The 23,550-nt window shown below is 33.1% G+C and carries 25 protein-coding genes; 19 read left to right on the top strand and 6 right to left on the bottom strand.

Translation table 11 applies throughout. From position 1 onward, the window contains the following. Positions 1-27: 27 nt before the first annotated feature. The 6 genes from ACQKCJ_RS21495 to ACQKCJ_RS21470 all read left to right on the top strand — a co-directional run bounded on the left by ACQKCJ_RS21495 (position 28) and on the right by ACQKCJ_RS21470 (position 3,360). A complete protein-coding gene (locus ACQKCJ_RS21495; RefSeq protein ID WP_271336141.1) occupies positions 28-765 on the top strand; it encodes a GNAT family N-acetyltransferase in 738 nt (245 codons plus the stop codon). Between the two features lie 500 nt (positions 766-1,265). Further along, complete coding sequence (locus ACQKCJ_RS21490) at positions 1,266-1,646, top strand: DoxX family protein (protein ID WP_271338527.1); 381 nt, start codon at positions 1,266-1,268, stop codon at positions 1,644-1,646. A gap of 12 nt (positions 1,647-1,658) precedes the next feature. Further along, positions 1,659-1,865, top strand: coding sequence for a hypothetical protein (locus ACQKCJ_RS21485; protein WP_271338526.1), 207 nt, complete (start codon positions 1,659-1,661; stop codon positions 1,863-1,865). A gap of 87 nt (positions 1,866-1,952) precedes the next feature. Beyond that, entirely contained in the window at positions 1,953-2,324 is a 372-nt protein-coding gene (locus ACQKCJ_RS21480; protein ID WP_271338525.1) for a VOC family protein, read from the top strand. 28 nt (positions 2,325-2,352) lie between these two features. Then, on the top strand, positions 2,353-2,862 hold the full coding sequence (locus ACQKCJ_RS21475) for a DinB family protein (RefSeq protein WP_271338524.1): 510 nt from the start codon (positions 2,353-2,355) through the stop codon (positions 2,860-2,862). A gap of 30 nt (positions 2,863-2,892) precedes the next feature. After that, complete coding sequence (locus ACQKCJ_RS21470; protein WP_271338523.1) at positions 2,893-3,360, top strand: DUF1440 domain-containing protein; 468 nt, start codon at positions 2,893-2,895, stop codon at positions 3,358-3,360. A gap of 129 nt (positions 3,361-3,489) precedes the next feature. On the opposite strand, the gene ACQKCJ_RS21465 is transcribed toward ACQKCJ_RS21470, so the two are convergent. Further along, a complete protein-coding gene (locus tag ACQKCJ_RS21465) occupies positions 3,490-3,651 on the bottom strand; it encodes a DUF1328 domain-containing protein (RefSeq protein WP_271338522.1) in 162 nt (53 codons plus the stop codon). Positions 3,652-3,915: 264 nt separating this feature from the next. Between ACQKCJ_RS21465 and ACQKCJ_RS21460 the strand changes: the two genes are divergently transcribed. The 8 genes from ACQKCJ_RS21460 (at position 3,916) to ACQKCJ_RS21425 (ending at position 14,705) form a co-directional block, all read left to right on the top strand. Next, positions 3,916-4,974: a pesticidal protein Cry7Aa gene (locus ACQKCJ_RS21460; RefSeq protein WP_427402887.1), complete on the top strand. Its 1,059-nt coding sequence runs from the start codon at positions 3,916-3,918 to the stop codon at positions 4,972-4,974. Continuing rightward, the gene (locus tag ACQKCJ_RS21455; RefSeq protein WP_271338520.1) at positions 4,955-7,231 is read left to right on the top strand and encodes a glycosyltransferase; all 2,277 of its coding nucleotides are present in this window, start codon (positions 4,955-4,957) and stop codon (positions 7,229-7,231) included. Before ACQKCJ_RS21460 ends, ACQKCJ_RS21455 begins: the two co-directional genes overlap by 20 nt. 507 nt (positions 7,232-7,738) lie before the next feature. After that, the gene (locus tag ACQKCJ_RS21450; RefSeq protein ID WP_271338519.1) at positions 7,739-8,497 is read left to right on the top strand and encodes an MlaE family ABC transporter permease; all 759 of its coding nucleotides are present in this window, start codon (positions 7,739-7,741) and stop codon (positions 8,495-8,497) included. Between the two features lies 1 nt (position 8,498). Further along, a complete protein-coding gene (locus tag ACQKCJ_RS21445; RefSeq protein ID WP_271338518.1) occupies positions 8,499-9,281 on the top strand; it encodes an ABC transporter ATP-binding protein in 783 nt (260 codons plus the stop codon). Between the two features lie 25 nt (positions 9,282-9,306). Continuing rightward, entirely contained in the window at positions 9,307-10,164 is an 858-nt protein-coding gene (locus tag ACQKCJ_RS21440; RefSeq protein WP_271338517.1) for an MlaD family protein, read from the top strand. Positions 10,165-10,182: 18 nt separating this feature from the next. Continuing rightward, positions 10,183-13,014, top strand: a complete 2,832-nt coding sequence (locus ACQKCJ_RS21435) for an AsmA family protein (RefSeq protein ID WP_271338516.1) — start codon at positions 10,183-10,185, stop codon at positions 13,012-13,014. 6 nt (positions 13,015-13,020) lie between these two features. Next, positions 13,021-13,509, top strand: a complete 489-nt coding sequence (locus ACQKCJ_RS21430) for a low affinity iron permease family protein (RefSeq protein ID WP_271338515.1) — start codon at positions 13,021-13,023, stop codon at positions 13,507-13,509. Continuing rightward, positions 13,506-14,705, top strand: coding sequence for an NAD(P)/FAD-dependent oxidoreductase (locus ACQKCJ_RS21425; protein ID WP_271338514.1), 1,200 nt, complete (start codon positions 13,506-13,508; stop codon positions 14,703-14,705). The genes ACQKCJ_RS21430 and ACQKCJ_RS21425 overlap by 4 nt, the downstream gene beginning before the upstream one ends. A gap of 92 nt (positions 14,706-14,797) precedes the next feature. Here the strand turns inward: ACQKCJ_RS21425 and ACQKCJ_RS21420 are convergent, their stop codons facing one another. Continuing rightward, positions 14,798-15,748, bottom strand: coding sequence for a bifunctional helix-turn-helix transcriptional regulator/GNAT family N-acetyltransferase (locus ACQKCJ_RS21420; RefSeq protein WP_427402886.1), 951 nt, complete (start codon positions 15,746-15,748; stop codon positions 14,798-14,800). 118 nt (positions 15,749-15,866) lie between these two features. Between ACQKCJ_RS21420 and ACQKCJ_RS21415 the strand changes: the two genes are divergently transcribed. Further along, the gene (locus ACQKCJ_RS21415) at positions 15,867-16,085 is read left to right on the top strand and encodes a hypothetical protein (RefSeq protein WP_271338512.1); all 219 of its coding nucleotides are present in this window, start codon (positions 15,867-15,869) and stop codon (positions 16,083-16,085) included. Between the two features lie 47 nt (positions 16,086-16,132). Here ACQKCJ_RS21415 and ACQKCJ_RS21410 read toward each other — a convergent pair whose 3' ends face one another. After that, a complete protein-coding gene (locus tag ACQKCJ_RS21410; protein WP_271338511.1) occupies positions 16,133-17,158 on the bottom strand; it encodes a helix-turn-helix domain-containing protein in 1,026 nt (341 codons plus the stop codon). 218 nt (positions 17,159-17,376) lie between these two features. Here ACQKCJ_RS21410 and ACQKCJ_RS21405 point away from each other — a divergent pair, with 218 nt between their 5' ends. The 3 genes from ACQKCJ_RS21405 to ACQKCJ_RS21395 all read left to right on the top strand — a co-directional run bounded on the left by ACQKCJ_RS21405 (position 17,377) and on the right by ACQKCJ_RS21395 (position 18,580). Beyond that, positions 17,377-17,871 (top strand): DNA-deoxyinosine glycosylase, encoded by a 495-nt coding sequence (locus ACQKCJ_RS21405; RefSeq protein ID WP_271338510.1) that lies wholly within the window; start codon positions 17,377-17,379, stop codon positions 17,869-17,871. Between the two features lie 95 nt (positions 17,872-17,966). Then, complete coding sequence (locus ACQKCJ_RS21400; protein WP_271338509.1) at positions 17,967-18,107, top strand: hypothetical protein; 141 nt, start codon at positions 17,967-17,969, stop codon at positions 18,105-18,107. Between the two features lie 38 nt (positions 18,108-18,145). After that, positions 18,146-18,580, top strand: coding sequence for a DUF6526 family protein (locus ACQKCJ_RS21395; protein ID WP_271338508.1), 435 nt, complete (start codon positions 18,146-18,148; stop codon positions 18,578-18,580). A gap of 82 nt (positions 18,581-18,662) precedes the next feature. On the opposite strand, the gene ACQKCJ_RS21390 is transcribed toward ACQKCJ_RS21395, so the two are convergent. From ACQKCJ_RS21390 to ACQKCJ_RS21380, 3 genes are all read right to left on the bottom strand, one after another. After that, complete coding sequence (locus ACQKCJ_RS21390) at positions 18,663-19,838, bottom strand: hypothetical protein (RefSeq protein WP_271338507.1); 1,176 nt, start codon at positions 19,836-19,838, stop codon at positions 18,663-18,665. A 292-nt stretch (positions 19,839-20,130) separates the two neighbouring features. Continuing rightward, positions 20,131-21,549 (bottom strand): MATE family efflux transporter, encoded by a 1,419-nt coding sequence (locus tag ACQKCJ_RS21385; RefSeq protein ID WP_271338506.1) that lies wholly within the window; start codon positions 21,547-21,549, stop codon positions 20,131-20,133. A gap of 180 nt (positions 21,550-21,729) precedes the next feature. After that, positions 21,730-22,194 carry a MarR family winged helix-turn-helix transcriptional regulator gene (locus tag ACQKCJ_RS21380; RefSeq protein ID WP_271338505.1) on the bottom strand — a complete coding sequence of 155 codons (465 nt, stop codon included), beginning with the start codon at positions 22,192-22,194 and terminating at the stop codon, positions 21,730-21,732. A gap of 171 nt (positions 22,195-22,365) precedes the next feature. Between ACQKCJ_RS21380 and ACQKCJ_RS21375 the strand changes: the two genes are divergently transcribed. Beyond that, entirely contained in the window at positions 22,366-23,283 is a 918-nt protein-coding gene (locus ACQKCJ_RS21375) for a hypothetical protein (RefSeq protein WP_271338504.1), read from the top strand. Positions 23,284-23,550: the final 267 nt, after the last annotated feature.

Raw genomic sequence — 23,550 nt, 5'->3', positions numbered from 1 at the left:
TTTATATTCTGTATAATTATTATCGAAATGAAAAATACCAAGCTAATCGAAGACAACATAAACAATCTAACCGATTTATGGAAAACTGTTGGAACTCCCTTCCTATCTTATCATAAAAGCGATTCTTTTGAATATTGTAAAATCGAAAATTCAGAGTGGCCAAATAAATTGTGGTTCCGTAAAGATATTTCCAAAAATGAAGTAATAGACATTCGTAGAACCATCCAGAATAATTCAGGTTTAGTTCTACCCTATTGGGATATTTTCGGGACAAATTCATACGAAATATTTGATGCATATGGTTTTGAAATAAAAAGCAAACAAATTGCGATGGCATTGAAATTAGATCAGAAATTTACGTTTCAAAATAATCTACACTTTAAAAAAATTAACAATCAACAAGATGCCAAAATCTGGTCTGACTTATATCCAAATGCTTTTGGTTATGTAATCAGCAAAGAAACTCTGATTCATAATCATAATAATGTTCACTTTTATTTGGCTTCTCATGAAAACCAGCCAATAGGAACTTTTATGCTTTTTCAAACTCAAAACAACATCGGAATACATGGCGTTGGTGTAATTCCTGAAATGCGAAGAAAAGGATTCGCAGAAGAAATTATGAAATTTGCTCTAAATCTTTCTATAGATTTAAAAGCTGATTATGCTTTATTGCAAGCTTCTGAAATGGGAAAAGACATTTATACAAGATTAGGATTTGAAGATTTATTTGTGATTAAAAACTATATTTTGAAAGCTGAATAATGGCACGCGGATGACACGGATTCGCTTCGCAAAAGCGCAGATTTTTTTTATTCTCTTTTTTTTTATTCGTAATCTTGTCATCCTTATATAGGAAGAATCACACCAATAATTCGATAAAGATTATCGATTTTGATTGCGGAGTTTCTGGCGTGGGCTTCGACTCCGCTCAGCCTGACAAACTATACGAAAAACCCGGTGTAAAAACTACATTCTATTTCTATTACTCTTTACTCTTTCCTCTTCATTCTTCATTCTTTCTTTTTTTTTCTTTCTTCTATACTCTTTATTCTATTCTCTTTATTCTATTCTCTTTATTCTATTCTCTTTACTCTATTCTCTATTCTCTATTCTCTATTCTCTATTCTCTTTACTCTATTCCCCACATTTCTTCCACTTTGTCCTAAATGACCTTAAAATAGTCGCAAATGTGTATTTACACAACAAAATAAGAATCGTAAGTTTGTAACACATTAACTGATAACCATTTAAAAATAAACCACATGAAAAAAGCAAAGATCATTTTTTGGATTACGACAATTATTATTTTTCTGTTCGAAGGTGTTATGCCGGCATTAACTTCGCAAACTGAACTTGCTAAAGAAGGAATCAAACATTTAGGTTATCCGGAGTATTTTGGAAATGCTTTAGTTGTTTTTAAAATCCTGGGCGTTTTAGTATTGGTAATTCCTCAAATTCCAAAAAATGTAAAAGAATGGGCATATGCCGGATTTGGTTTCGATTTCATTTTCGCTTCGATAAGTCATTTTTCTGTTGACGGTGTTGGTTTTCAATCCTTTTTTCCGCTAATCTTTTTAGTGATTCTCGCAATTTCATATACCTACTATCACAAAATTGAACGATATAAAAATATTGCTTTGTAATTTTAGGAAACGATGATCGAAGTTTTTAAAACAAATGTTCAGGAAGTAGAGCAATCGCAAATGATTGTTCAAAAACTTCTTGAGCATTTCCCAAACAGCGCCATTAATTTTGATTTGGAAGATTGTGACAAAATTTTACGGATTCACAGTTTATCAATTTCAAACAGAAAAATTATTGCCCTTCTTAATGCGCATGGATTTTATTGTGAAGAACTTTAAAAACCATTTACGTCATAATAAACTGATTTTTAAATTCTTAATTTAAAATTGTAAATTTATCATACTAACTATTAAAATAATAGAAATATGATTTTACCAGCAGGACATCAGGCGATAATGCCTTATTTAATTTTGAATGGTGCAGCACAATTCATCGATTTTACAAAAAAGGTTTTTGATGCAGAAGATTCTAAAGAACAAATTCTTCGTAAAGACGGCACTATTATGCATGCCGAAATTATCTTAAACGGAAGCACTCTTATGGTTACGGATGAAACTAAAGACTGGACGAAACAAACTGCCAACTTATTTGTTTATGTTCCTAATGCCGATGAAACCTACAAAAGAGCGCTCGAAAATGGCGCAACAAATCTAATGGGATTATGCGATCAGAATTACGGCAGGACTTGCGGAATTACTGATTCTTTTGGAAATGTGTGGTGGATAACCTCTGTTTAGAAACAATTTCAATTTTAAAATCAACAAAATGAAAACAGCACTTCAAAAAAATATTGTTGAAACGTTTAAAAAATTAAACGAAATCCTTTCATCTTTTTCTAATGAAGAATTAAATATTGTTCTTTACAAAGGGAGCTGGACAGCCGGACAAGTTGTACAGCATATTATTTTGGGAAATTCCGGTTATCCCGAACTGTTTAATGGAAAAACACAAAAAACAATCCGTAAATATGATGAACATGTAAAAGAGCTGGAAATTCTTTTTCTAAATTTCAATACTAAAATGAATGCGCCGGATTTCCTAAAACCAGAAATGAAAAATTACAATAAAAATGAGTTAACTTTATCCCTGCACGAAATAGAATCTGAATTATTGAATGCATCTCAAAATTATGATTTAACTTTAACCTGTGTCGATTTTAATGTCCCGGGGTTTGAAAATTTTACTATTTATGAATGGATTAATTTTGCTCTTGTTCATTCTCAGAGACATACACACCAATTGAATTCTATATTTAAGATGTTAACTAAAGTGTAATGTTTTAAAATCCAACACAAACCCATCTCTATGAAATCAAAATCAGGAACAATTTTTTTATCAGGTCTAATAGCCGGAACACTTGATATTCTGGCGGCTATTTTTGTGTATGTCATCATACTCGAAAAAACAACCACAATAAAAATTCTGCAATCTATAGCCAGTGGTATTTTCAAAAAAGAGGCATATACGGGAGGATCACAAATGATATGGTTTGGACTGGGATTTCACTACCTGATTGCTTTTGTTTTTGCCTGGTTCTATTTTAAAATTTATCCCTATTTACCATTTCTTAAAAAGAGTACTGTCATATCTGGATTTCTATACGGAATTTTCGTGTGGATTATAATGAATCTAATCGTCCTGCCAATTGTATTTCCAGTTCTGCCAGAAAAACATTTTGATTTTCCTTTACTATTATCTATCACAATATTGATGCTATTTATTGGTCTTCCAATTGCGTCTGTCACAAAAAAGTACTATTCTCCATTAGAATAAGTTTTCAGTCGCAATAGCAACCAGAAACCTAAAAACTTCAAACGATCTGAAACAAAAAGTCCCCGTATTCAAATTTGCAGCAAAAAACTGAAAATTGAATACCGGGACTCGATACTGTATAAAGTTTTGCTACACTTTTGTTCTTCCGGTAAATAATGAAATTATAAATAATACCAAAAATATAAAGAATAAAATTTTTGCAATGCTGGCTGCTCCTGCGGCAATTCCGCTAAAACCAAAAATTCCCGCTATTATAGCCAGAATTATAAATGTGACTGTCCATCGTAACATAATTATAGATTTAAATTTATAAATATGACTTTTATAAGTCGGATTTGTTTGTTACACAAAGTTTCTTAAATCTTACAAAATACTTTAACTCAAAACGTTAATTTATTATCTCAATCAACTATAAATCAGTTTTTTGACGTACTTTTATAATTCCCCATTTTCGTTACAGAATTCCCACAGAAATGCTTTTGAGTTAATTTTTTGATTGATTGGATTAATCGGGCCTGCATCCATAAAGTAATTTTAGATAAAATTTTCAGAGATATGGAATTGGCGACAAAGCATGGTGTGATTTTAGAAAAAACCGAAAGAGCTTTCGAAGAATTAGGTGTTTTGAATCCTGCCATATATCAAGATGAAAATAATGTTCATATGTTTTACAGAGCTGCTAAAAGAGGAAACTTTTCCACAGTGGGTTATTGTCGACTTGAAGGTCCGCTAACTTTAGTAGAAAGAAGTACAGAGCCCATTTTTTCTCCTGAATATATTTACGAAATTCATGGTGTAGAGGATCCCCGAATTACAAAAATCGATGATCACTTTTACATGACTTATGTAACTTATGATGGCATTAATGCATGTGGAGCTTTAGCAACTTCTAAAGATTTAAAAAAATTTAGAAAGAGAGGAATTATTACACCTAAATTCATTTTGAATGAATTTACTAATTTGATTAGAAAACATTTACAAAATCCGAGTATTGCAAAAATACTTGCTTTTAATCTGGAAAGAAATTATCCTTTGACAGAAACGATAAAGGATAACTTATATGTATGGGATAAAAATGTAGTCCTTTTTCCGAAAAAAATCAATGGAAAATTTGTGGCATTACACCGCTTATTTCCATCAATTCAAATCTTTACTTTCGAAAAAAAGAAAGATTTAACAGTTGAATTTTGGAAAGATTACTTGAAAAACCTTCCTGATTATATTGTAATGGAGCCTAAATATGATCACGAAACAAGCCATATTGGTCCCGGCGCTCCTCCTATCGAAACTCCTGATGGATGGTTATTAATTTACCACTCAGCAGAAAAGCGCGATAAAGGATTGGTTTATCATGCATCAGCAGTTTTACTGGATCTTGAAAATCCGCAAATCGTTTTAGCACGATTACCAAAACCAATTATTACGCCCTCAGAATATTACGAACGACACGGTTATGTAAATTATGTTGTTTTCCCAACAGGGACAGCCATTTTTGAAGACCGATTATATATTTATTACGGTGCTGCCGATGACAAGATTGCGGTAGCTTCATTGAACCTAAACGACTTATTAACAGAACTAAAACAGAATCCCAATGAAAACGATATCAAATAAATCAAAAATAGTTTTTCTATCTACATTTCCACCAACTCAATGTGGCATAGCAACATATACGCAGGATACCATAAAAGGAATTACAGAAGTTTTTGGGAAATCAATTACTTGTCAAATTTGCGAATTAGTAGATAAACCGAAAGAAAATCCAACTCAGGCTTATACTTTAAACACAAAAAATAAGCAAGAATATACCAAAGTTGCACAGGAAATCAATAAAGATAAATCTGTGAAATTGGTTCATATTCAGCATGAATTTGGTTTATTTGGAGGAAATTATGGAGACTATTTATTAGATTTTTTGAATGAAGTCAAAAAACCATTAACCTATACCTTTCATAGCGTAATTCCAAACCCGAACAACGAACTTAAAACTTTCGTGAAATTGTTACTTTCTTATAGCAATTCGGTATTTGTAATGACCAATCAGTCAAAAGAAATTTTGATAAAAGACTATGACATTAAAGAAGAGATTATCACTTACGTACCACACGGAACCCATATTGTAATTTATGAAGCTCCACAACAGGCTAAAGAAAAATTTAATATACAGGACAGAAAAGTATTATCAACTTTTGGCCTTTTAGGAGAAGGAAAAAATATCGAAACTGGTTTACAGGCATTGCCAAAAATCATTGAAAACACACCAAATGCCCTATATTTAATCATTGGCAAAACACATCCTAATTTAATTATTGATGGCGTTGACGCTTATCGTGATAAACTAGAAGGCATTGTAAACGATCTCAACCTAAAAGATCACGTTCGTTTTATAAATCAATACCTTGATACAGATGAGCTTTTAGATTACTTAAAAGCCACAGATGTATATTTATTTACATCAAAAGATCCAAATCAGGCAGTAAGCGGCACTTTTTCTTACGCGATGAGTTGCGCTTGTCCTATTGTAGCTTCAAAAATTCCACATACCAGAGAAGTTTTAACACCAGATTCAGGGATATTAGTAGATATAGGAAACGTAGATCAATTTTCTAAAGCCGCAATAAAACTACTGTCAAATGACAATTTAAGAGAAGAAATGGGGATTAACGCATTTAGAAAAACCCGCGCATCATCTTGGGAAAATGCAGCAATTACACATATGAATACTTATCAGGAACTTTTTGAAAATCAGACAGAAGTAAAATTTACATATCCTTCTATTCAATTGGCACATATCAAAAAAATGACCACTGATTTAGGAATTATACAATTCAGTAAAATCTCAATTCCTGATCTTGATTCAGGATATACATTAGATGATAATGCTCGTGCATTAATTGCTTTTTGCATGCATTTTAAACTAACTCAGGACAAAGAAGACTTAGCTTATATTTTAGTTTATTTAGATTTTATTATTCGCTGCCAACAGCCAAAAGGCGATTTTATCAATTACGTTGATCAGGAGAACCGTGAACATGTCGAACAAAATGCCGAAGTAAATTTAGAAGATTCTAATGCAAGAGCCATTTGGGCGTTAGGAACTGTTGTGGCAAATAGCGAAATATTACCTGAAGCTATTGTTAAAAAAGCGTCTAAATGTTTGTTGAACTCTCTAAAATGGGCTGAAAATATTCAATCGCCACGTTCTATTGGTTTCGCAACAAAAGGTTTGTATTTGTATCATACAGCTGTTCCTAACTTATATGTAGCGGCGATCATCAATAAACTGAATGCGAAGCTGCTTTCTAATTATGAAATTCATGCTTCAAGCGATTGGAAATGGTTTGAAAACTATTTAACTTACGGAAACGGAATCTTGCCGGAATCAATGTTATATGCTTTTCTCACCACCAACAAACCTATTTATAAAAAAGTAGCATTAGATTCTTTAGACTTTTTAATGTCGAAAATGTTTATTGATAAAAAGTTCAAGGTAATCTCTAATAATGGATGGCTGCACAGAAATTCACAAGAAGCAGTAAACCAATACGGAGAACAACCAATTGATGTGGCGTATACAATTCAGACTTTGAATTCATTTTATAGTGCATTTGGAACTCCTGAATATAAACATAAAATGAAAACGGCCTTTAATTGGTTTTTAGGAAAAAATCATCTGGGAGAAATTATGTACAACCCAATTAGCGGCGGTGGTTATGACGGACTTGAAAAAGAAAATGTAAACTTGAATCAGGGTGCTGAATCGACTGTTTGTTTTCTAACAGCAAGATTATTAATGGAAAACCTTAAATTATCTGAGATAAAAGTAATACCGCTAATGAAACCTAAAAACGGAATCGCTATTAATTCTTAGCAATAACATCCTATATTACTGACTAAATATACTATTTAACCGTAAAGGGCTGCCACAAAAGGCAGCCTTTTTTATGCTCCATTTTGTCGTTCTCGCGAAAGAGGAATCATATTATCCCACTGACAACAATTGCCCCTGCAGATACAAGTACAAGCTAAGTATGAATTTTACTAATTATTACTAATTGGTTTGTAAAATTGATTTCTCAAACCAGATTAACACAATAAACATTTGTGCAAATTCGTGCAGTTCATGTTGTTGTTGATTTATGATATTCATCTTGATACATTATCCTTAAAAGTTTCTTTGTTTTTAACAATTTCCCCATAACGTTACTATTTTCAGATTATTGTGTTTAATTATGTTAATTATATAAACTTGAAAAAAAGTTGTGTAAGATTTTTTCTGTAGTTCTAAAGTAATTTTAATCTACAATAATCAAAGGGTATGCAACCAGATCAAACCGTTGGTTTTCATGCATTTGATTTAACTTAAAAACATAGTATTTTGATACTTACTTTAAAAAATACATTCACAGAAATAGGAAATGCAACCGTGTTTGCAAAGCAGTTTTTTAAGGAGGTTTTTGTTCCGCCTTATGAAACGAAAGAGTTTTTGAAACAATGTTATGTTATTGGCTATAAATCATTGCCGCTCGTTGCCATAACCGGTTTTATAATGGGTTTGGTACTTACGCTTCAATCCAGACCAACTTTGGTGAAATTTGGGGCCGAATCGTGGTTGCCGGGAATGGTTGCGCTTTCGTTAATTAGAGAAATTGCTCCGGTAATTACAGCCTTAATTTGTGCGGGAAAAATTTCGTCAGGAATTGGTGCTGAACTAGGCTCTATGAAGGTTACCGAACAAATTGATGCAATGGAAGTTTCAGCTATTAACCCTTATAATTATTTAGTAGTTACCCGAATTTTAGCCTGTACATTAATGGTTCCTATTTTGGTGTTTTTTGCTGATGCAATAGGAATTATAGGCGGATACGTTGGTATAAATATTCACGGTGATGTTAATTTTTACCGTTACCTGACACAAATACTACAATCACTGGAATTTTTAGATCTTTTTCCGGCAACTATTAAAACATTTTTCTTCGGTTTTTTTATTGGAATGATTGGATGTTATAAAGGCTTTAATGCTGCAAATGGAACTGAAAGCGTGGGAAAAGCAGCCAACTCTGCAGTAGTTACGGCTTCGTTAACCATTTTTATTATTGATATGGTCGCTGTTCAAATAACCGATTTATTTTTTTAAGATGATTAAGGAAAAAGAAAATATAAAAAAACCTGTTTCAAAAGCTAAAAAGCAAGAGCCTATTATTGTGATAAAAGACCTTCACAAGACTTTTGGTTCTGATAACGAAGTTTTAAAAGGTGTAAATCTTACGGTAAACAAAGGAGAAGATTTAGTGATTTTAGGACGTTCAGGATCAGGAAAATCAGTTACAATAAAATGTATCGTAGGCTTAATTGAACCTGATAAAGGCGAAATAAAAGTTTTTGATGAAAACGTATTAAACCTAACTAAAACGGAACTGAATAAAATCAGGGTCAGAATTGGGTTTTTATTTCAAAGTGGTGCTTTATACGATTCAATGTCCGTACGAGAAAATCTGGCTTTTACATTAAAAAAGCATAAAAGGGATTTAACCGCAGAAGAAGTTGAAAATGAAGTAATCGAAGCGCTGGATAATGTTGGATTAAGTGATGCAATCGACAAAATGCCATCTGAATTATCTGGCGGAATGCAAAAACGTATTGGCTTAGCCAGAACTTTAATCCTAAAACCGGAAATCATTTTATACGATGAACCTACAACCGGATTAGATACCATAACATCCAGAGAAATAAGCGAGTTAATTCTCGACATCAAACATAAACGTAAAACAACTTCGATCATTATTACGCACGATATGGCTTGTGCAAAATTGACAGCTGACAGAATTATGGTTTTGAAAGATGGAGTAATACATGCCGAAGGGACATACGAAGAACTAGAAAAAGACGAAGACGAATGGGTTCGCTCTTTTTTTCAATAATACTAAAAATAAATAATTAGAAATCATGGATAAGCAATCTGGATATACTTGGAAATTAGGAATGTTTGTAACAATAGGTTTGTTGCTTTTTATAATGGCGATTTACTTTATTGGGAAACAAAAAAATCTTTTTGGTTCAACATTCCACATCTCATCAAAGTTTAAAACCGTTAGTGGTTTAGAGGTGGGAAATAATGTTCGTTTTTCAGGAATTAATATCGGAACAGTCGAAGAAATAAGATTGATTAATGATTCTTCGGTTGTGGTAAGAATGGTCATAAAAGATGAAGTTCGTGAATTCATTAAAACTGATGCTCGTGCCAGCATAGGTTCAGACGGATTAATGGGCGATAAAGTTTTGACTATTTCTCCAGGTGAAAAATCTCAAAAAGTCGTCGAAAACAACAGTGCAATTGCTTCTATTGATGGTATCGAAATGACTGACATCATGAAAAGTGTCAAAAAAAGTGTGGATAATATTGGTGTGATTTCTGATGAAATTGCCATTTTCAGCCATAGCATGAATAACGGAAATGGTGCTCTGGCACGATTAGTTCGTGATGATAAAATGGCCAATAGTGTTTCTAACACGCTTTCTAACCTAGAATCAGGTACAAAAGGTTTCAGTGATAATATGCAAGCAGCTAAAAGCAACTTCTTGTTTAGAGGTTACTACAAGAAAAAAGAGAAAGAAAAGGAAAAGAAAAAAGAAGAGCTGAAAGAGAAAAAAGAGGAACAGCAGGAAAAGGCAGCAAAAGAGAAAGAGGAGAAAGAAAAAGAGAAAGCTGACAAAGAACTAAAAGCGAAAGACGAAAAACAAAAACAGGAGAAGCAAAAAGAAGAAGACGCTAAAAAAGCTGCATCTGAAAAAGGAAAAAAATAATTGATTAAAGTCAATAATATGAAAACTTCATATAAAAATATAAGCCTGAAAATCTTAAAAGTAACGGGAATAGTAATAGCAAGTATCTTGCTGTTACTATTTTTGATTCCGCTGCTTTTTCCCGGAACTGTAGCCAGCGAAGTAAAGAAAATTGCGAACGAACGTTTAGATACCAAATTAAATTTTACGAAATCAAGACTATCATTTTTTACTCATTTTCCCTCATTAACCGTTTCATTAGATGATTTATCCCTTACCGGTTCAGCACCTTTTAGCAACGATACTTTGCTTAAAGCAGACCAAGTTGCTTTTGGGATTAACTTAAAGAGATTGATTTTTGACAATGAAGTAAAAATTAATAAATTATATGTTTCTAAAGCATTAATTAATATCATGGTCAACCAAAAAGGGCAAGCCAATTATAACATTTATGTAGCTCCTGAAGACCGCGATAAAAAACCAAATGATCCAAATGCACCTGAGGAAGGAACTGCCATTCGATTAGAACGAATTGATCTTAAGGATTGTCACGTAAAATACAACGATCGTTCTGCTAAAATTTTGGTCGATGCAAAAGGTTTTAATTATATTGGAAAAGGAAATCTGAGCGAAGATATCTTCGACTTAAATACGGATGCCAGAATTGATAATGTCGATTTCTATTATGACCAAACTGCGTATCTAAGAAAAAAAGCAGTGCGTGCTGATTTAATTACCAGAATTAATACACATGCACTTTCGTTTATTCTTCAAAAAAACGAATTAAGAATCAATAAATTACCTCTAAAATTTACCGGTTTATTTACCATTTTAAGAGATGGATATAAAATCAATATCAAAGCGGCATCAGAAAACACAACCGTCAAAGATTTGCTTTCTGTAATGCCTCCGGAATATTCTTCCTGGATGGATGAAACCGAAATTTCGGGTAATAGTGACCTCCTTTTTACTTTTAGGGGAAATTATAATGTAGCCAAAAAACAAAAACCGGATCTGGCTTTTAATCTAAAAATTGATAAAGGCGCCATAAATTATCAAAATGCCCCTGCCCCGTTAACAGATTTTCAAATGAACCTGAATGCAGTTCTGCCTTCACTTGATATCGAAAAACTCTTGATTAATCTGGACACTTTTAAATTTAAAGTTGGAGAAAAAGATTACTTCACCGCTTATTTACGAAGCAAAGGTTTTAACGAAATGACTGTAGATGCGAGCGTAAAAGGTGCATTAGATTTAGCCACAGTCGATGCTGCACTGGGTTTAACAAGCATTGATCTAAAAGGAATTTTAAAAACTAACATTCAGGCAAAAGGAATTTTTAGCACATCAAAAAAACTATTCCCTAAAACGATTGGCGGAATCGCATTACACAACGGCTGGCTAAAAACAGATTCTTATCCCAACCCTATTAAGGACATTACTTTTGTCGCTAACGTACTTAACAAAGCAGGAACGTTTCAGGATTTAATTGTTGCAGTTGCTCCCGCTTCATTTGTTTTTGAAGGCAATCCGATGTATGTAAATGCAACACTTTCTGACTTTAGTGATTTAGCTTATAATGCCAAAATAAAAGGAGAACTAAATGTTGGTCGCATTTATCAGGTTTTTTCTAAAAAAGGACTTGATGTAACTGGTTATGCAAAAGCTGATCTCTCACTTAAAGGAAAACAAAGTTACGCCACAAAAGGACAATATGAAAAACTGGACAATCGCGGTACAATTATCTTAAAAAACATTAAAACAACATCAGAACTTTTCCCTAAAGCATTTTTTATTAAACAGGGAAATTTCCGCTTTCAGAACGAAAAAATGTGGTTCGAAAGATTTGATGCTTCTTACGGAAAATCTGACTTTGCCATAAACGGATATTTACTCAATACAATCAATTACTTTCTTGAATCGCACGGAACTTTGAGCGGGAATTTTAACATGAAGTCAAAACTGATCAATGTCGATGAATTTATGGCGCTTAAAAAAGGTGAAAATACAGATCGTAATATCGAAGTAGAATATGCTAAAGAAGATCATCCAAAAATGAGCGGAGTTGTTATTGTGCCCAAAAACTTAAATGTTGCGCTTACTGCAAATGCGGATAAAGTAGAATATAACGGATTGGTCTTAAACAAACTTAACGGTAAAGTTGGAATTACTAAAAATGGTTTTTATTTAGAAAATACCACTTTTAATATTATTGACTGCCTATTGGGTGTTGATGCTACCTACAAAGATGAATCGCCAACATCTGCCCATTTCGATGCTCATTTTACGGCCAAAGACTTTAGCGTTCAAAGGGCTTACAAAGAAATCCCGATGTTTCACGATATGGTTAGTGTAGCAGAAAAAGCACAAGGAATTATTTCTGTCGATTATAAAATAAAAGGTGATTTGAATGGTAATATGGGACCTATTTACGAATCGCTTGAAGGTGGCGGAAAATTGAATTTACGTGATGTAAAAATTAAAGGATTAAAACTATTTGACGGAATCAGTTCGCAAACTGGCCAAAAAGGCCTGGATGATCCTAATCTGAAAGGAATCGAAATTAATTCGACGATCGATAATAATTTAATTCATATCGAAGACTTCACTTTTAGCGTCGCCAGTTTTAAACCTACGATTAAGGGAACAACAAGTTTCGACGGACTTCTAGATTTACGAATGCGATTAGGATTGCCGCCATTTGGTATTATAGGATTTCCAATTGTTATTACAGGAACACACGAAGCTCCTAAAATTAAAATTTTCAGTAAAACGGGTCAAAAAATTGATCCTGCTGTTTATGATGAAAAACACAATAAAGTTATTCGCGAAGAAAAAGTAAGTAAAAAAGTAGATAAACGGAAAAGGTAAATTCAAATGAAAACTAAAAAACAAAACAAAAGCAGTGCTTTCGAAAAATTCGCAACCAATGTTTCTAAAGCCGCAGGAAGTACGACCGCTTTTATTGGTGCTTTTTTAATAGTCGTTGCCTGGGCAGTTTCAGGACCAATTTTCGATTATTCAGAAACGTGGCAATTGGTTATTAATACCGGAACTACGATTATTACTTTTTTAATGGTTTTCCTTATTCAGAAAGCGCAGAATAAAGATTCACTTGCTATACAGCTAAAATTAAACGAATTAGTAGCTTCAAACGAGTATTCAAGTAACAGTTTGGTCGACATTGAAAGTATGACTGAAGAAGAGATGATTATTGTTCAAAAATATTATCATAAACTAAGCGAGCTTGCCAAAAAAGATGAAAGCATAAGAAATTCCCATTCTATTGCAGAAGCATCTGAACAGCATGAACGCAAAGACAAAAGCAGAACTAAATTACGTACCAGAAATATCACTAAAAAATGAAACTACGCTCTACTGAAACTTTCTGGCCCTTAAAAAGTGCCATGAAATACAGTTATCCGTCTATAGATTCAGATCTTAAGACGGAGATTTTAATTATTGGCGGAGGAATAACAGGGGCTTTAATCGCTTACAAGTTAATCTCTGAAGGCAAAAAAGTAATATTGGCAGATCGCCGCGACGTTGCAAACGGTAGTACGGCTGCAAGTACGGCTTTGCTTCAATATGAAATTGACGTTCCGCTGCACGAACTTATCAAAATTAGAGGATTAGAATGTGCCGTTGATAGCTATAGAAACGGAAAAAAAGCCATTTTTGATCTCCGCACTATTATTGATACAATAAAAAGTAACTGCCAGTTTGAATTCAAAAAAAGTATTTATTACTGCTCTCTAAAAAAGGATATTCCATTTTTAAGAAACGAATATAAATGCCGAAAAGAACACGGGTTTGACGTCAACTGGCTCGAAAGATGGGATCTTGAAAAAATGGGTTTAAATGCAGTTGCAGCCATAGAATCTAAAACTGCTGCTGTCATGGATCCTTATAAATTAGCGATAGATTTATTGCGTTATTGCCAAAAAAAAGGAATGCAGATTTTTGACAGAACTAATATAACATCTATTCAAAATATAAGAGGAAAGTCTATAGCGCACACTGAAAATAAATGTACCATTACGGCAGATCACGTTATTCATTGCAGTGGTTATGAAAGTACCGAAACATTAGCTGAAAAAGTAGTCGATCTAAAAAGCACTTACGTCATAGCATCAGAAAGCATAGAGGTATTGCCAACAGCTTTTAAGAATGCTATTTTTTGGGATACTTCTAAGCCTTATCTCTATTTTAGGGTCACGGCAGACAACAGAATCATTATGGGCGGTGGCGACGAAGATTTTAAAGATGCTGTAAAGCGTGATAAATTATTACCTAAAAAAGAGCAATATCTTTTAAGACATTTTAGAAGAAAATTTCCCAACATCAATTTTAAACTAGATTATTCATGGGCGGGAACTTTTGGAGAAACTAAAGACGGTTTGCCTTATTTTGGAAAACCAAATCCGGAAAAAAATGAACATTACGTTTTGGGATTTGGCGGAAACGGAATTACTTTCAGCGTGATAGGCATGAACTCAATTCTTGATTCTATTAACGGTAAACAGAATACTGATTTAGACTATTACCGCTTTGGAAGATAAAAAAGGTTAAACCTTTTTTAGGCACAAAGTAACAAAGGTTCAGAGGGACAAAGTTCTAACCTTTGCGCCTTTGCAACTTTGAACCTTTGTAACTAAATTTTTAACTCCATCTGAATATTACAACGTTTATAAGGTGTTGCTAATCCAAAAACCTTCTGGAAACCTAATTTATAATACAGGTTTATTGCAGGTTTCAGTATTGTATTGCTTTCCAGGTAAATTTTCTCAGCACCTAATTCCCTGGCACTATTTGCGATTGCCTGACCTAATAAAAAACCAATATTTTTGCCTTGTGCTTTAGGCGAAACCGCCATTTTTGCCATTTCAAAATCATAATCTGAATTGTTCATTTTGATAAGTGCACAAACGCCAACAGGCTCATCATGATACAAAGCCACCAGAATTTTTCCCCCTTTATTCAGGATATATTCATCAGGATTATCTAAAGCCTTATAATCCGCTTCTTCCATTTCGAAATAAGTCGAAATCCATTCTATGTTTAACGATCGAAAAGCGTCCAGATATTTAGGCTCAAATTCAACAATTTTTACATCCTGGCTTTCGCGTTTCTTTTTATGTTCATTTACCCTTTTTAGCAAACTTTTTTGCTCCAATAAAAATTCCCATTCTTCCAGCGCGGCCCAAAGATTATGACTCGATTCGGTTATTAAACCATCTACAGCAGCTTCAACATCTTTAAGCTGTAATTTTAACTCTTTCGAAAATTCCCACCCTTGTGGCGTGAGCACAACAATGTTTCTACGTTTGTCACTGCTCTTTTGATTTTCTTCTATCAGCCCTGCAGCAATCATTTCCTGAATAATTTTACTGACTGATGGTTGCGAATGACCAATTTCGCTCGCGATTTCAGTAATTGTCATCTCTTTTTCTTCCAGAAGAGTATAAAAAACAGGAAACCATTTGGGCATAAAATTCATACCATACGACTCATATATTCTTGCCGCATCATCTGTTATGATTGCCGTCATTAAACGTAAACGACTTCCTAAAGCCACTTTACCTACTTTATTAAAAAATTCCATATATAATCAATTACATAACTAGTTATGCAAATGTATATATTTTTTAGACACTAAGGTTCTAAGTTGCTAAGAATCTAAGTTTTTTTTTGAAATACTTATAAATTAAAATACATATCTAATGAAAACGAGTGCCATAGCCCTGATAGAAGTGGAAATCCTTTTTTGCCGGGGTTCGGCACAAAAGATTGAAACGGATAGCAGGAAACAGCTCCTAGAAAAGATGCAAATTCAGCTTGACATTCATAACGAAAGACACACTGCTACGAATCTCTACGGTAAAAATCCAGAAAACTTTGAACACAAAAAAAAGACGCACTTGATGTACGTCTTAGTATAATTTTCGCAACTTAGCAACTCAGAACCTTAGTAACTTAGCAGCTTTAATCAAGCTGTAATAGCCAAAGGATTTAAATTGAATTTATATTCTTTAGGACTGCAATGGAATTTTTGTTTGAATATTTTTGAGAAATAGCTTCTGCTTGTAAAGCCAATACAGTACACAATTTCGGATATATTTAAGTCTGAAGTTCTAATTAGAATTTCGGCTTTTAGCACACGCATATGGGTAATGTAGTCGTTTACAGTTCTGTTGTGGATCATTTTAAAACCTTCCTGAAGTTTATTGGGTGACAAACCTGATTTTTTGCTCAACGATTTTATCGTAAAAGCTTCTTCAGGATTGGCTTTTATAGCTTCAGACAGTTCTTTAATTTCTTCCATTTCGCGTAAAGTCAAACAATTTGTATCTTTTGAGAATGCACATTGATCATCAGTATGTTGTTGGATTTCCATTGCCAGAATGATTCTTAAAATTCCTTCTTTCAAAAGATTTCTAACAATTCCGGTTTGATTAATGGCATCTAATTGCTCTATTTTCTCGGCAATTTTAAGATTGTACGACCCTAAATAAAAGAAATCCTGACCTGCATTATTTTCAAAGAAAGTTTCTTTTACTTTTTGGTTTAAAGAATGCATTTGATCCTGTACAGTGTTTTGGGTTCCTACAATAATTAATGTGAATTTTGTTTTCTTGTCTTTTTCAAAAAGCAATACATTATCCTGTTTTTGTTTTGAAGTTACGATCGCAGTCTGAAAGGTTTTAAACTTTCTTTCTTCGCCGGTAACGCCAAAACTGTGCGATAAATTACCTTTAGAACAATAAGCAAAATATATAGGAGACGATTTACTGTTAATGATATCCATGCGAACATCGACTGAAAAAGTCATATCGAACTGAACGTACGAAATATTGTCATTGAAAGAGGCACCAATAATTGAACCTTTTGCAAAACTATTGTTCGTTTCAAGCGTATATTCGTTCAAATCAAATGTTACTTTTCCTCCAAAGTTTGTATTTAATTCTTCAAAAATATTTTGTGCTTTTTCTGTATTTATAGTAACTATTTTCATTTTGCAAGGATTTAGAATTCTACTTAATTTTATATAGATTTATAAAAAAGAAAAACTCCGTTTTGTAGTACTGGATTTCTAAAAATCTATAGTTCAAAGTTCGTCCACAACCAAAGCAAAAATGTTATATAATTTTTCTAAATTGTTTTATAATTACTTATGGATGATTATTTTAACTTTTAAAATCTTTACCTTGTTATATTACTAATAAAAAAATTATGAAAAGTTTTTCATTTTCCCCTATATCGAATAACGATGCTACTATTTTGATTTTAGGCACAATGCCCGGAACAAAATCCCTGGAACTGAACCAATATTATGGTCATAATCAGAATAATTTCTGGAAATTTATGTTCGCCATTTTCAAGGAAGATTTCTCGAACGATTACGAAACCAAAAAAGCTCTTTTGCAAAAAAACAAAATCGCTTTATGGGATGTGCTCCAATTTTGTGACCGAGTGGGAAGTTTAGACAGTGCAATAAAAAATGAAATTGCCAATGATTTTGAAACGTTTTTAAAACAACACCCCAATATTAAAGCGATATTATTTAACGGGCAAAAGGCAGCGGCTTTCTTCAGGAAATATGTTCACTTAAATAATGCGTATCAACTTATTACGTTACCATCAACAAGTCCCGCAAATGCGAGCAAAACATATCAATCAAAATTAGAGGAATGGCAGATTGTTGCTTCTCTTCTAAAAAACAATTAAGTTCTTAAATATTGAAATTTTAGAACTTTTCTATTTTAAAATATAACATAAATCAAACAAAGCGAGACTAATTTTACCCTAAACAAATTAAAGCCATGAAAAAGGATGATCATGCAAGTGAGGCTTTTTTAAATATTGATATTACTAAACAAACTTTAATAAGTTTAATTTATAAAGGAAACATTGGTTATGTTAGTTTATTTTTGGAAAAAAAGCTATTCTATTTTTTAGGGTAGCTTTTGTTTTTTTATGCCATACTTAAAACAAATAAATTATGAAAATTCAAACCTATTACAATCATATTCGCTATTATGCCCCACATCATTTTGTTTACTATCCAGTTTTGACAATCTTCTTAGCTGCAAGTATTTACTTTGCTTTTACAACAGACGATTCGTTAATCTGGTCGTTTATAAGCGTAGTTTTTGTGTTCCTGTTTTGTCTTGCTTTTATGTTGCGCCAACATTATGCATTAATTCTTCAAAACCGAATTGTACGATTAGAACTTCGCTATCGTTACTTTACTCTTAGCGGGAAAAGATTTGAAGATTTGGAATACAAATTAACTGATGATCAAATATTTGCCTTGCGATTTGCTCCCGACAATGAACTGTTGCCTCTTATCGATGACGCCTTAAAAAATAACCTGACGGGCGATGCTATAAAAAAAGCAATCGTACACTGGAAAGCCGATTATAACAGGGTTTAGAATAGCACTTGCAATGTCTAAATCAATAGCAATGGCAGGAATAAATATAAATGTAAAGAAGTAAAAACTCTATTTAGTCTTTTTATCTAGGCCGTTTTCTTTTATAATTAAACAAAATATAAATTAGAAACCCAAGTAGCCAGGCACCAAAAACAACACCAAAAAAGATTCCAATAATCGAGGGATGAAGATAATTGGGTTCATAAAACAATCTGTCCAAAGTTGTAAATTTTTCTTCTAATATCTTTCTGTCAAAGTTATTATTGATTCCGTTGAGCAGTTCATTATTATGATCTTTAAAATAGGCAACCTCTTTAGCAAGCTGTTTAGGAGTAATAGAACTTTGTACTCTATACTTTTTAAGCAAAGTATCCAGTTTCTGAAAATTAGCTACCAACGAATCCGGTTTATATTTATAAATCAGTTTGTATCGTTTTACCGCTGCATCATATTGCTGTTTCTCAACCGGAACTCCTTTTACAGGCTTGTACAAAGAATTGTTCTCTACAAATATGCAAATATCTACATCATATCTCGGGTCAACGGTTCTGCCCTTATAAATAATTTCAGTACTGTCTTTTATTATATTCTTCTTAATTATTCGATCCAGAAGTTCTTTTTTACCAAAACCAATGCTGTCCAATATTGTGCCCGCTGCATTCGAAACTTTATTTAAATCTGTTGTCAGCATTTTCAAAGTATCAATACTGTAATATCTATAGTCAACACTATAATAGTTACCCGAAATCAAAGTGCTGTCGACAACCTCAATAACCGGATAAGGTTTCGGATATAGAATATTAAGCGGATTAAATAATTTCTCTGAGCTATAAGATGTATAATTATACAAAAACGGATTCAGGACATTCAGCAGCATTTTGTCCTTATTGAATTTTGCTTCAGACAATTCCGATTTCAATTTTGCATTCATACCAAAACTATAACTGAGAAAAAATGAAAAACTCAAAAAAGAAACCAACAGCAATACACCGCCAATTTTAAGCAAATTTGCAAAAGAATAATTTTGTTTGGAATGATTTTTTAATAAAAAAATCAGAAAAATGAGTAGAAATAAACCGGTAACAAAAAATTGGGAAATCGAAACATCATCATAAAATTTAAACCTGTAGAACTCTGTATTGATATAGATATTTCCTATGCCATCAAACTTGAAATAGCCGTATAAAAAATACCCTAAATGAATCAACAATAGCACTACAAAAGACTTAACGAAGAATTGCTTTAATTTTTTATCCATAATTGTTTTCAGATTATACTTTCAAATATAAAGAATCAATTTTAAATATCAATAGCAATGGCAATTACAACTACAACTAAAAAAATGTGATTACAGAATCAAAGGCAAAAAATGCACTGCTGTGCGCCCATACAGAAAACCTTTTGAGACCAAAAAAATTTACTGTTGTTAGACCCGACAGGTTTTAAAAACCCGTCGGGTTTATATTGAACACAAAAAAAAGACGCACTGCTCGCTTCTACAGAAAAACTTTGAGCTTTCTTTTAAACCTTTAAACCTTTCAAAAGAAGCCCTACTTAACCTCAAATCCTTCTTTTACGATTTCTTTCTCTACTTTATTTATTAGTTTATTTGTTTTACCGGTAAGTCGCTCTTTTTTCCAATCGCCTTTTGCATAAATAAGCATTGTCACAATTGCAGTAATAACGGTTGAAACAGGGAAAGCCCACCATATTCCGACTGCTCCAAGTGAGGTATTATGCGATAAAATATAAGCCAGCGGAAATTGCAGAACCCATTGCGAAACCAATGTTAGAATCATAGGAAGCGTTGTATTTCCTACCGCTCTAAAAACACCTAACAAACACATTTGAAGTCCCAAAAATCCCCATGACAAACACGTAATTCTCAGGAAAGTTGTACCTCCCTCGATAACTGCGGGATCATTTGGTACGAAAAAAGCAATTAAATGTGGCGCAAAAGCATATGCTATTATTCCAATTCCGGTTAATAATCCAAAACCTAAATAAGCACCTAATTTTGCTATTTTTCCGGCACGAAGCATATTCCCGGCGCCAATATTTTGTCCTACCAAAGTAGCAATTGCCATAGAAAGTCCCAAGGCCGGAATCATAATCAACTGAATCAGGTTAGAGCCGGCTCCATAAGAAGCAACCGTTGTTGTGCCAAAATGTACGATCAAAAAAGTAATGGCGGTTAATCCAATCGCACGCATCGATTGTTCTATTGAAGATGGAAAACCAATTTTAAACGCTTTTCTTATATGCTTAAAATCTGGTTTAAAATCTTTTAATTGCAAATGAATACCATGTTTTCCTCTAAACAAAATGACAAAACCAATGATGATTGCCAGGCTCTGAGTAGACAAAGTTGCCAGAGCTGCGCCTTTTACCCCCATTGCAGGAATAAAATTCCATCCAAAAATAAACAACGGATCTAAGGCAAAATTTAGAATTACAGTTCCCAATACGATATATACTGGCAAAGTAACACGACCAACGCCTCGCATAACGGACTGAAAAATCATGAAACTAAAACTAAAAACCAGTCCAATAAAAGCAATCTGCATAAAGCCCAGCGCATTATTATAGACTTGTGGTGTGACTTTAAGTAAATATAAAAAATACGGACTCAGCCAATATCCAATAAAAGATAGCACTATAGATACTGTAATAACCATTAATAATGTTTGAGCAGCAACATGATTGACCATTTCCTGCTGTCCTGCACCAAAATATTGTGCGATAAGTATAGATCCGGCAATTGCCAATCCGGTTCCTAGAGCAATCATCAGAAAAATTACAGGTGTACTTACAGAAACTGCAGCAACGGCATCTCCGCCCAAACGTCCCACCCAAAAAGCATCAACCAATTGATAAGCAGCTTGTAGTAAATTAGCAATCATAATTGGCACAGCCAATTTTAATAATGAAGAAAGTATCGGACCTTCTAATAATTCAGTTTTATTCATTTTGCATTTTTTGTTTTTAATGTTTTTTTATACCACGGATTGCACAAATTTTCATGAATTGCATTTACTTCTTCTTCTGTATAAAAATTCGGGCTAATTTGTGTAACTCGTGGCGAACTTTTTTTAGAGAATAAAAAATTCCTCGAAAACCAGCCTAATTCATAAAATCATTGTACTGTTTTAAAGCGTATCCAATTTATCTGCATAACCTCTGATTGTTTCTAAAGCTTCTGTTCTTTCTTTAACTGAAAAAACGGCCAAAACCTCATCTTCTGATCGTTTCATTAAGAGCCGAATGCTTTTTGCCAGACTAATTCCTTCTTCCGTGAGGCTTACGATATTTTTACGCTTGTCTTCTTTATCTTTCTGAACGTTCACTAAAACTTTTTTTTCAAGTGCATTTATACTTCTTAAAATAGAAGATTTGTCACGCATTGTAATATCAGAAAGTTCTCTTTGAGAAAAACTCTTTCGTTGCAAAATCATAATTATCGGAAGTTGTTCTAACTGTAAATTTATTCCGGCTTCATTCATTAAGGCATTTGTATGACGAAAAATAGTTCGTTTCATTCGATGTATCTGAAAGAAAAAACTCTCTGAAATTCCATCATTAAAAGTATTAAAATCTTCTTCATTTTTTTCCATAGGACAAAATTACAAAAAAGAGTGACATGTCAACTAATTTTAACAAATCACATAATTCATTGATAATCAGTATTTTTATTCAAATAAAAAATATAAAAAATAAAAATGAGTGATTTTTTTTGTTAACTTTAAGTGTTAAAAATTTATCAATAAAATTTAAAAATAAATCCAATGAAAAACTTATTTTATTTTTTGATAGTCTCTCTTTTTTGTCTCTCGATTCAAGCTCAAACCACTTCTGAAATCCCAATCGAAAATTCCCTGCCTGCTATACAAAATGATAACTCAGAAAATCCGCAGGATTATGACGCCACAGATTTACCCTGGCATGATAGACGATTTAAAGTAACTGCCGGAGCTTTTTTTCCTGTAAATAATACTGAAATTGAAGTAGGTACAAACAATGGAAACAGAGGTACAAAAATAGATCTCGAAAATGACTTAGGATTCTCAAAATCAAGCGCTTCCTTTATGGCAACATTTGACTGGCGTATTTCAAAAAGATCGAGATTAGGTTTTGAATATTTTGCTTTAGACAGAAGTTCTACCAAAACTCTGGAAAAAGACATCACTTTTGGAGAAAATACTTACCACATAAACACAAGAGTAACCGCGTTTTTTGATGTTCAGATTGCCCGGATTGCTTACGGTTATGCCTTTTTAGTAAAACCAAAATATGAAATCGGTTTATTAATAGGTGCCCACGTACTTTTTACAGATCTGGGGCTACGCGTTGATGCCAATCAGGCTGTAACAGAATACAGAGATAGTTTTAATTTCACGGCTCCATTGCCTGATGTTGGAATCTGGGGCGAATTTGTCCTGACAAAACGTTTTGGCTTGTATGTGAATGCAAATTATCTTGCTTTGAAAATTGACGATATCGATGGGCGAATTATTAGCTATAATTTATCCCTTTTATACAATGTACACAAAAACTTTAGCCTTACCGCCGGATATACGGGACTAAATTTTAAAGTTGATGCCGTAGAAAAAAGACTAAACGGTTTTTTAAAATGGGGATATAATGGTCCTACTCTCGCAGCAGCCTATACTTTTGGCGGACACATAAAGCTTAATAAACATTAGAAAGTTAAATTACAATTGTTCATAATTTTTTCATTTTCGACCACGGGGAGAGTACTTGATTCCAAATAAAAAATCTGTTTTATCCGCGTTTTCGCAAAGCGAATCAGTCAAGTAATAGCATAAAAATCACACAATTAGAGTATTCAATTCTAGATTACCTTTGTCAAAGTTTAAAACCAAGAGTGTAAGGAACTTTCTTTCATGTATTGAATGTTTCTAATTTACTAGGATCCCCACCACAATGTATTACTACTTGTTGAATGATTT

Source organism: Flavobacterium sp. NPDC079362 (assembly GCF_050267765.1).
GTDB classification, from domain to species: Bacteria; Bacteroidota; Bacteroidia; order Flavobacteriales; family Flavobacteriaceae; genus Flavobacterium; species Flavobacterium azizsancarii.
The sequence above is the reverse complement of the archived record's forward strand: the minus strand, read 5'-3'. Positions and strand labels throughout refer to the sequence as shown.